Source organism: Mesorhizobium sp. M2A.F.Ca.ET.039.01.1.1, assembly GCF_003998035.1.
Lineage (GTDB): Bacteria > Pseudomonadota > Alphaproteobacteria > Rhizobiales > Rhizobiaceae > Mesorhizobium.
Map to the genome: position 1 here is coordinate 1 of NZ_RZRY01000709.1, position 3,116 is coordinate 3,116.

Genomic DNA, 3,116 nt, shown 5'->3' on the forward strand with positions numbered 1-3,116 from the left:
GTTGACGTTGTTTTCGAGGATAATCGGCACATCGATCTTGCGGCGAAGGGCGTGGAGCACCGCGTCCGGGCCGTTGCCCTGGCCATTGCCGAGGCGGCTGTGCGAGACGATGCGCGGCACCGCAACCGCGATGCTGCGTAAGGTGCGAAAAGCCTTGCCGACCTTGGCCGGGATCGATTTGGCTACCGCAAGAATGAACGCCCCGGTCTCGTCGACGGTCGCTCCGTCCGGAATGCTCTCTTCCACCGTCGCCAGGGGCTGGGCATCCATCGAATAGGCGACGGCGCGCACCTGTGCCGCGCCGACATCGATGCCGATCACATAGCCGGCGCCTGGGCCGATGCCATAGATGGTGGCGGTCCGCCCGATGGCGCCGCGTTCCGTCCCACGCGACGAGACAAGGCCAAGCGCGCTGAGCTCGGAAACGGCGGCCGACATGGTCGGCTTGGAGAGTTCCAGCATCGAGCCGAGCTTCGGCCGGGTCACTGGCCCCTGCGAGGCCAGCAGGCGCAGCACGGCGCGGGCGCTTTCCGTCAGGCTGGGGATTTCGGATGGAGCCATCTGCGACGTTGTTCCGCCTTCATCCTCTCGGCGCTCGGCCGATCGCGCCGGCTCGCATATCACGAATCAACCGCGACCATTACCATTGTGCTGCGTTTCGGCGGATTGCGCGAATGCGCCCTACTGAGCGAACAAGCTTGGCGTCCCGAAGAACTAAAGCTCCGTCGGCGACCAGGGCTTGAGCTTGGTATCGGTTTGCCGGTAGCGGAAGGTAATGTCGGTCAATCCGGCCGCGTCCTGCATGTTCGCGACGACCATCTGCAGCGCAACGATCTCCAGGATGCCGTCCGCGATCGCATTGCCCAGCGCCGGGATAACGATCACGGCGAGCTTCTCCCTGGCAGCGATATCGGTCCGTTGCGTGATCAGCGCCGAGGGGCAGCCGAAGCCGGCGACGTCCTGCGCGATCTTGACCTCGCGGTCCTCGCCAAAGGCGATCAGGCCGGTGGCGGCGTCCTGCGATTCCATCGGGCCATGCAGATAGTTCAGCGTGTCCCAGCCGGAGGCGGGAATCCGGACCGCCTCGCGAATCAGCATCGCTGCCTCGCCCGCATTGGCAAAGCCAATGCCGGCACCCACGATGTCGATGGCGGCGCGACCGCCAAGCAGCCTTGCCGCCCGACCGGTGCTCTCCCAACCATCGGCCAACAGCCGCTCGACCGCCTCCGGCAGTTGCGCCCAGTCGAAGGAGCCGCCGGCGATCTTGTCGACCAGCATGCCGAGCGCGAGCAGAGTTCCGGTGTAGCCGGTCGAACTGGCGCCATTGTCGGCGCCCGATGCCATGGCGATCACCGCGCCGGTGATGTCGGCCAGCGGATTGTCGGCGCCGCGGCAGATGGCGAGGCGCGGATAGGCCTTCGCCTCCCGCATCACATCGGCGATTTCGCGGCTCTGGCCGGAGGCCGACAGGGCGACAAAGGCATCCGCCGCCGCATCCGTCCGGCCATAGAGTTCGGTCGGCACGAAGGCGAAACCCCGCCGACCGAACTGGCGCAGATAGAAGGCGCCCGCGAGGGCCGCCTGATAGCTGGCGCCAATGCCGGCAAAGCCGATCGTGCCGTCGGCAAAGCCAGACAGGTCGACCGTGTCGAGCGCCCTTGCCACGGCCTGCCTTCCGATTTCCAGGCTTTCGGCCTGGCGCAACACCGCGGGGCGGTAACCGATACGCTTCATGTCAATGCTCCTCGATCCGCCCTCAGCCGTCGCCACGCTTCTTGCCCGCGAATAGACGTCCGGCCAAAGCCACCGCGCCGATCACCGGCGGCTCGCGCAGCAGGACCACGCGGCTTGCCGGCGACACGGACGCCATCGCCTTGACGAAAGCTTCCAACAGCATCGGCTGCTCGGCAATGACGCCGCCGCCGGCGACGACCAGCGACGGATCGGCGCCGCGTTCGATCAGCAGTTGCACAAGCGCCGCGAGCCCCTCCCCGCCTTCCTCGATGACGCGCGAAGCGAGCGGCGAACCGGCGTTCGCGGCATCGAAGACAGCGTTGGCATAGCGGCCCCAGGCAGCGGCGCCGCGTGTCTCGTTGAGCAAGATGCCGAGCTTGGTCTGGTCGTCGGTTCCGATCTCGCGCATAAGCATCGCAATCAGCGGATCGCCCTCCTGGCCGCGATCGAGAGCGCGGCGGATCGCCTTGGCGGCCTCGCGCACCAGCGCCGCCGCGCTTCCTTCATCGCCCAGGATCCAGCCCCAGCCGCCGGCGGCAAGCATCTTGCCCTCGGCCGTGCGCGCGACCGCGATCGAACCGGTTCCGGCCACAACGCCGATGCCTTGGACAAAGCCGGCGGCAGGCACCATCAGCTCGGCATCGTTGACCACCTGCACGCTGGTTTTCAGATTGGCCGACAGCAGCGCTTGGAAGCGCCGGCACTGCTCGTCGGTATCGCAGCCATGCGCGCCGACCGCAACCGCGGCAGGCGCTGAACCGCCGCAAAGATCCATGGCGATGGCCGACAGCTTCGCCGCATCGGCCTCCATCTGGCGGATCCGCCATTCGTCGGTGATAACCGTCTTGTCGAACAACACGGTGTCGCCGCGACGCCCCATGATGCGCGTCTTGGTGCCGCCTATGTCCACGCCCACCAGCAGGTTCCGATCCACGCACATTCCCTTCGCCAGCCGCGCCGCCCAAGCTTCGCGCGAACACTGCAACCACGTTAGTTAGGAAACTTTACAAACTATCTTTCCAGACGGCAAGAACTATGATTTGATCAACCCCGTCGAAGCGCATGAAGCGCTGAATGGGAGATCAGGAAGATGAGCAGGAGAAGGATCGGCCTGGCCCTCGCGGCCGCCTCTTTCGCATGGGGATTTGCAACAAGTCTGGCGCACGCGACCGACATCTCGTTCTGGACCTGGCGCCAGGAAGACAAGGCCGCCTATAACGAGCTCTTCGCCGACTTCACCAAGGCGAACCCGGACATCCACGTGAAGTTCGAGTCCTTCCCGGACGAGAACTACCCGACCATCGTCTCGACGGCATTGGCGGGCGGCAAGGGCGGCGACGTCATTCACACGCACGCCTATGGTTGGCTCGAGCAGTTCGTGA

The 3,116-nt window shown here is 65.8% G+C and carries 4 protein-coding genes; 1 reads left to right on the forward strand and 3 read right to left on the reverse strand.

Annotation, left to right across the window (positions count from 1 at the left end; genetic code table 11):
• The 3 genes from EOA24_RS32265 to EOA24_RS32275 form a co-directional block, all read right to left on the reverse strand.
• Positions 1 to 561 (reverse strand): ROK family transcriptional regulator (locus EOA24_RS32265; RefSeq protein ID WP_133374720.1); only part of this gene is annotated, 561 nt, incomplete at its 3' end.
• A gap of 153 nt (positions 562 to 714) precedes the next feature.
• Entirely contained in the window at positions 715 to 1,734 is a 1,020-nt protein-coding gene (locus tag EOA24_RS32270; RefSeq protein WP_127255960.1) for an SIS domain-containing protein, read from the reverse strand.
• Between the two features lie 22 nt (positions 1,735 to 1,756).
• Positions 1,757 to 2,668, reverse strand: coding sequence for a BadF/BadG/BcrA/BcrD ATPase family protein (locus EOA24_RS32275; RefSeq protein WP_245501904.1), 912 nt, complete (start codon positions 2,666 to 2,668; stop codon positions 1,757 to 1,759).
• A gap of 156 nt (positions 2,669 to 2,824) precedes the next feature.
• On the opposite strand from EOA24_RS32275, the gene EOA24_RS32280 reads away from it, so the two are divergent.
• Positions 2,825 to 3,116, forward strand: a 292-nt coding sequence (locus tag EOA24_RS32280) for an extracellular solute-binding protein (protein WP_127410494.1), incomplete at its 3' end; no start/stop codon positions are given.

Bases quoted from the DNA above. Each gene is read 5' to 3' on its own strand.
- EOA24_RS32270 (WP_127255960.1), bottom strand. From the start codon at position 1,734: ATGAAGCGTATCGGTTACCGCCCCGCGGTGTTGCGCCAGGCCGAAAGC.